This is a genomic window from Mariniphaga sp., from assembly GCF_041687215.1.
In the GTDB taxonomy this organism is placed as follows: Bacteria; Bacteroidota; Bacteroidia; order Bacteroidales; family Prolixibacteraceae; genus Mariniphaga.
On the sequence record NZ_JAWLCI010000111.1, the window covers coordinates 1 to 6245 of the forward strand.

Consider the following 6245-nt stretch of genomic DNA (forward strand, 5'->3'; position numbering starts at 1 on the left):
GATCCAGCAAAATGTACCAGCTTTCTTTAAGCCGCTCCAAATCTGTTGCATAAATGGGCAAATTTGGGGAGAGAGTAAAAGGGAAACCATGGTGAGCCACTCCAACTGCACCAACCACTGCCAAAATTGTTCCTCCCGCACAAAAAATTTTACCGGTTGTAGCCTGGGTTTTATATTTTGAATAATAATAACCATAGTTTTTAATTTCCGGCTGATTAGTCGGGTATTGGCCTATTACATTAATAACCAACAGCAAAGACAAGAATAAAATGATATTCTTTTTCATGAGTGTTATTTTTTAGTTGATAATTAAATTTTGGTCTGTCATTATCTCTAATATTCACAGTAAAAAGTAACCAGTTTTATTTTTTGCTTTTATATTTAATACGCTTTATTTTTTCAGAAATCCTTTTTTTCTTTTATTACTTGTTTGATTTGTTTTAGTATTAATATATGCGGATTTTGTATTATTTGCAGGTTTCAACACGTAAAGTTCATCCTCTTCATCCTCGTCGTTAAATTTTTCAAGTATTTCTAATGTGTTCTCGTTGAGTTCAATAATTTCAACAACATTCTCATCTTCCCAAACTGCTGGAGTATCCCATGAATACAAAAATTTTGTTTCTGTTTCATCTTTCCATTTCCAATGGGCAAGACCTCCATCATCCTCTTCCTCCGGGTTTACAAACTCAACAAAATAAGTCCCTGCCTGAGAAAAAAGTACCGACAGTTCATATTCTGTTCCAGTCACGTCTTCTCCATTGACAGTTACCATTTCCCAAGTCCTGCAAAGCAATTCTGTTTTTGTTGTATTTTCCATTTCTTCTTGCTTTGACGCATTAATAATAATTTCATTATCCGGACTATTTGTAAGTTGAATTGAAAAGCGAATTAAGTTTTCATCAATATCAGATATTTTGATAGTTCCAAAGTCTGATAAGACAATTGTTATATTGTCAATTATCTCATAAGTTCCAAAAAGAATGATTTGGTCATTCGTCAATTTTGTGGAATTATTTTTTACGACAATATAATTACCGCTTTTATTAAATTCAAATGACTCATAATCACTTGTGCCATTGACAAGCCATTTCGCACTAATAGTTTCTTTTACTAATGTTTTTTCTGTTTCATTTTCATCTTTGTTACAAGCAGTAATAAGTGTCAAAGCAAAAATTACTGCTAAAATTAGTTGTAGGTTTTTCATGATTTATAGTTTTTTATTATTTTTTCTCAGGCAATCAAGCCATGTTCTTTTAATCAAACTTATGTTTCAATTTGTTAATGACCGGGCTGTTATATTCGATGTGTTATTGGTTTTCTTAATAACCCAATCATCATTTCAATTCCAAATCCAACATATGTCCTGTATTTACTTATTTGCAACATGGGTGAAAGCGTAAAACCCAAATAGCGTGTAAAAGGAAATTCAATTCCGGGGTTAATAATTAAGCTAATTGTGCCATGGGTTATTCTGTCATAAGTGTAATTTTCACCTATAGTATAACCTGTTACACGCTTCCAGTTGGTCGGTTCTGTTAATATGGTGTATCCGATTCCACCAGCTAAATTTAATCTTGAAGTATTGTTTCTGTTTAACATGAATATTTTACCGGCCAGAAGATGGTAATTTTCCATCTCGTCAAGATAAAGAAGATTTGAAAGCCCAAGTGTAAAAATCCCAACAACTCCTGATGAAAAATCTTCAGGTTTAGATTTTGATTCTCTTAATAAACCGGATATTCCAGCCTGTAATGAATATTTTTCTTCGAAAACATAATTGAGGTTCAAATTACCTCCCCAAAAATTTCCTACATTTAATCCGCCGGTTAAGTAGATGGCATTTTTCTCTAAGAACTTTGCATTTAGTTGTAGCGCAAAAATTGGTAAAATGAGCACTAAAATTGAAAATAACTTTACAGGCTTCATCACGCTAAAGTTTAAAAGTTTATTGTTTTTCAGCTTTCGAAATTCAATGTTATAAAGTTATTACAAAAGGAGTTTCAATACATATTGAAAGTGTAAGCAATGATTTAACTTTTCAGGAAAAGCGTATCAAATATGCGGAATTTTGTATTGTTGTATTGTAATCCTTATGGTTCCGGCCAATTAACAGAACTCTGTGGTGACCACAAAATTATATGATTTAAGCCACGGAGACGCATTATTATAATTTCCCTAAATCTCTCAGTAATTTTCCTATTCGCTCGTGTTCTTTTTCATATTTAGCTTCCAGATTTGCTTGAACTTCCTGATATATGGGTTCATCCCGGATTGCATTAAAAACAGGCGATTTTTGTAACCAATATAACCAATCGTATTGAATCGTTTTAAGGTTCATTAATGATTTCAGGTAAACTAATGCTTTTTCTTTTTCTCCCAATATTGAGAACATACTGGCTAGTTCGAAATGTGACAGATAAATTTGGGCTTCCGGTAAATTCAGTTCAATCTGTTCGAGATATTTTTTTTGAGCTGCTTTAAATTGTTTGTCAGCCTCATCCTTAAATCCGTTTTTTAAATATACATAGCCATAAAACCAGTCACTTTCTATCGCCTTATCTGTTTTTTCGGCTGCTTCAAATAATTTTTTCATGAAACGATAGGCTTGTGTGTAATTATCCGTCCATATATAAATCCGCATTAAATTATGTATTGAATAATAATTCAAAGTGTCCTTTTTATATGCTTTATAAAAATATTCCAGGTCTCTGTCGCTTTCGTAAAAAAAAGCCAATTTTCCTAATGTTATCCAGTAAGAGATGGAATCATATTCTTCCCTCACAAGTATTTCTTTGGCTATTGATTTTGATTGTTCAGGGAATCCGGTAACTTCCAATAACCAACAAAACCTATTAATTAAACCAAATTTCGTCTCTATTGTCTCAGGTTTATGGCGGAGGTATTTATAATAGTACTTAATGGCGTTAAAATAATCCAATTCCCAATAAAATTTATCGCTTTGATTTTCAAAATATAAATAGTCCTCCCAATTTTTAAATTTTCCTGTTTGAAAAAATTTTTTCTCATACAAAGTTACTTCGTTCTCCATTCCTAATTTACGATAATAATCTATTTTAAAAAGAATTGCATCTCCGTTCTCAGGATCGTATTTTAGGGCACTATTTACAAAATTCAATCCGGAATCAAGTATAGTTTCTCTAAGTTTTGGACTGGGTTCATCGTAATAAAAATTGTTTATATACTCACTTGCCAATTGCACATAAGGTTCAACAAAAGTTGAGTCCAATTCAATGGCTTGCTCAAATAATTCTTTTGCTTTTCTAAGTTCGGCACGATATATTGACTTGTCGCTGGCTTTTGCATAAAATACCCCAATTCTTTCGTGCTCCAATCCTTTTAAAAATAAATTATAGGCACGAATATTCTCAGTCGGCAGTTTTTTAATTTGAATTTGCTCGCCGGGAGTAAGATTGGCTTTTAATTCTGAAGCCACCATACGCGCTACATCTTCCTGTAGCCTGAAAATATCTTCTGTGCCTTCTGTCAGGGTTTTCGACCAGATATGGTTCCCTGATAAGGTTTCAATTAACTGAACACTTAATTTTATTTGGTCACCAATTACCTGCCCACTGCCTTCTATTATATAATTTACATCAAGTTCCCTGGCAATTTCAGGAATGTTTTTTTTTGTATCCCTGTATTTTTCAGTATCGGTTCTCGATTTTACTTTTAGATCGCCAATATTTTGTAGTTTGTCCAGAATCTCTTCCATCAAACCATTAATTATATATGTATTTCCTTTTTCCGGACTGTCATCTAAAAAAGGAAGGACTGCAATTGTTTTTTCCAGTTTTTCCTGATGGTTTGAAAAGGGTTTCATAACAATAATAAGAACTACGATAATTACAACCAGAAAATACACAGTTGAAAATAGTATTGAAAATTGCTTTTTATTTGACCTTATCGGGGCTCGCTCTTCATTTTCGTTACGCTTTTTAACTTCCCCGGGAGAATAACCAAAAAAATCATGAAAACATTTAACAAAGTAGGAGGGACTGTTAAATCCCGTTTTGTAAGAAACTTCTGATACAGTCAGCGAAGTTTGCTGAAGAATCTCCATTGCTCTCTTTAACCGAAATTGCCTGATGTACTGGCTAGCCGTAATTTTTGTAATAGCTTTTACTTTTTTGAGCAAATTAGATCGACCCATTCCCAAATCATCAGCCAGTTCAGAGACACCGTAATGTTCGTTATCAAGATTATTTTGAATAAACTCATTTAGTTTATCAATTAACTCCCGTTCCGATGCAGAAAGATCGCTCATAGAATCTATTAAAGTGGGTCAAATATTTTACTGAAAGTTAAAAATAAAAACCTATATTTCAAAACAATAGATTTTTATATCTTGCCTAATCAATAAAGAAACTGATAGTACACGAGATTTTTTCTTTGTAAAAAGTGATTATAGAATTCCTCATTGCTAAATTTTTTTCTAATACAACAAGTTGCAAATAGCCACAGGATTAACAATATTTAATGCATGGCATATAAAGATTACAATTATGGAGCTATGGCAAGCCGCAAGAACAAAAAAGCAAGCTAACACCCTTGAAATGTAGAGGTTACAAATTTGTTTTGCGAAAGCTTAGATTATTGACTTAAAGATAATTTTTTGTAACTTTAATGAATCAAAAATCAACAGTCATGAAAGTTATTACCATCATTTTTTTCTCTTTGCTCTGTTTTAGCTTGGCATGTCAGGAACTGAATAATATGTCTGCTGGCAATGACACTACATTAAGTATTAGCAATGATGATTTAAAAGAACTGGAGCAAAAACTGGAAAGCGAAGATCCAACATTTCGGTTTAAATTTATTTCTGAGAAAGATGTTTCATTTTTTCTTGCAGCTCAAAAGAAACGCCCGCACAAATTTATTTGGATTGGTCTTATTAATATGCACTTTGCAGGTGAAAAGTACAACGCCAGACAATTGGAAAATGAAAGTGAGCGAAAAATTTTATTTGAAAATTCGCTGAAATATCTAACGGAATCGCTAAAAACTTTGGAAAGCACAAAATTAACTGATAGTAATGATAGTATTAAACAAGAATATAATTTTTACCTGGGCACGTTAAAAGAAGACATTGCTTTTGCTGCAATGGGTGCTGGCGATTATAACAAGGCAAAACAAATGGCCAACGAATTGCTCATAAACAATGTCGATACTTTGTCCTTTAATTATGGTAATACAATCCATAATGCCAATACACTATTGGGTCGTATAGCACTAATGGAGGATGATATTAAACAAGCAAAAGAGTATTTAATAAAATCCGGAGAATGTCCCACATCTCCGCAATTGAGTTCTTTTGGACCATCATATGTTCTGGCCAGAGAACTTCTTGAACGTGGAGAGAAGGATATTGTCCTGGATTATCTTGACCTGATTTCCAATCTCTGGGCGAATCCTAAAAACAGCGAATCGTCAAATAGCAAAATGATGACTGGTAATCAAAGTAAAAGCGAAATTTTAAAAAAATGGAAAGAAGAAATTATGTCGGGTAAAATACCCGATGACCGAAAATGGAAATAAGGAAATAAACTTTACTTCCATAGCAGATACCTCTAATTTATCGCAGGGGTACTTCATTTATAAAATAATGATTAACAGAGATAAATAGGTTAATATATAAATTCGCTGCTCAAGTTGATTAGCGACTCCGATTGGACATTTTGCAGAAAGAATACTGAATTATGCAGAACTTATTTTATTAACAATATTATATCACTGACTTTTGATTCATGTTTAACTAAAAAAAGAAAAATCATGAGAAAGTCTGTTCAAATTATGTTTCATCTTTTATTTTGGGTGTTTTCAAGTTTATTAGTCATCCTTGGTTATCAACTCATCTCTTTTCCAGCTGCTGTTTTAGGGGCAAGTGGACCTGATATCCAAGAGCAATTTCTTGCTTTATTATTTACATTACCTGTTGGAGCGATTATTTTTTACAGTTCTTATTTTGCACTTAACTATTTTGTAAAAAAAACGATTCGTTTTATTTGGATAGCAATATGCTATGTAATATTGATTTCAGTTTTGATAATTGATTTTGGTAATGTTATGGAAATTCTGATTGTTCTGTTTCCAGTATTATATTTTAATATTTTTGGGTTTTTATTTAACCTGATTAATTCATAAACACAAATATTGCAATATTTTGGAAAATTACGGTTCGTAAATTTTCCATTTTCGGTGCTACAATTGTATGATGAGGTATT

General features: G+C 32.4%; 6 protein-coding genes. 2 read left to right on the forward strand and 4 right to left on the reverse strand.

The window, feature by feature from the left end:
* The 4 genes from ACESMA_RS21100 to ACESMA_RS21115 all read right to left on the reverse strand — a co-directional run.
* A partial coding sequence (locus tag ACESMA_RS21100) for a hypothetical protein (RefSeq protein WP_372950861.1) occupies positions 1-286 on the reverse strand: 286 nt, incomplete at its 3' end.
* A gap of 105 nt (positions 287-391) precedes the next feature.
* The gene (locus ACESMA_RS21105) at positions 392-1207 is read right to left on the reverse strand and encodes a hypothetical protein (protein ID WP_372950862.1); all 816 of its coding nucleotides are present in this window, start codon (positions 1205-1207) and stop codon (positions 392-394) included.
* Between the two features lie 89 nt (positions 1208-1296).
* Entirely contained in the window at positions 1297-1929 is a 633-nt protein-coding gene (locus ACESMA_RS21110) for a hypothetical protein (RefSeq protein WP_372950864.1), read from the reverse strand.
* Between the two features lie 238 nt (positions 1930-2167).
* Positions 2168-4288, reverse strand: a complete 2121-nt coding sequence (locus ACESMA_RS21115) for a helix-turn-helix domain-containing protein (RefSeq protein WP_372950865.1) — start codon at positions 4286-4288, stop codon at positions 2168-2170.
* A 380-nt stretch (positions 4289-4668) separates the two neighbouring features.
* On the opposite strand from ACESMA_RS21115, the gene ACESMA_RS21120 reads away from it, so the two are divergent.
* Together ACESMA_RS21120 and ACESMA_RS21125 are read left to right on the forward strand one after the other, a co-directional pair.
* Positions 4669-5559, forward strand: a complete 891-nt coding sequence (locus tag ACESMA_RS21120; RefSeq protein ID WP_372950866.1) for a hypothetical protein — start codon at positions 4669-4671, stop codon at positions 5557-5559.
* Between the two features lie 234 nt (positions 5560-5793).
* Positions 5794-6165 (forward strand): hypothetical protein, encoded by a 372-nt coding sequence (locus ACESMA_RS21125; RefSeq protein WP_372950867.1) that lies wholly within the window; start codon positions 5794-5796, stop codon positions 6163-6165.
* Positions 6166-6245: the final 80 nt, after the last annotated feature.

Excerpts from the sequence above, each read along its gene's own strand:
- ACESMA_RS21105 (WP_372950862.1), bottom strand. The coding sequence starts at position 1,207 with ATGAAAAACCTACAACTAATTTTAGCAGTAATTTTTGCTTTGACACTT.
- ACESMA_RS21110 (WP_372950864.1), bottom strand. The coding sequence starts at position 1,929 with ATGAAGCCTGTAAAGTTATTTTCAATTTTAGTGCTCATTTTACCAATT.
- ACESMA_RS21115 (WP_372950865.1), bottom strand. The coding sequence starts at position 4,288 with ATGAGCGATCTTTCTGCATCGGAACGGGAGTTAATTGATAAACTAAAT.
- ACESMA_RS21120 (WP_372950866.1), top strand. The coding sequence starts at position 4,669 with ATGAAAGTTATTACCATCATTTTTTTCTCTTTGCTCTGTTTTAGCTTG.
- ACESMA_RS21125 (WP_372950867.1), top strand. The coding sequence starts at position 5,794 with ATGAGAAAGTCTGTTCAAATTATGTTTCATCTTTTATTTTGGGTGTTT.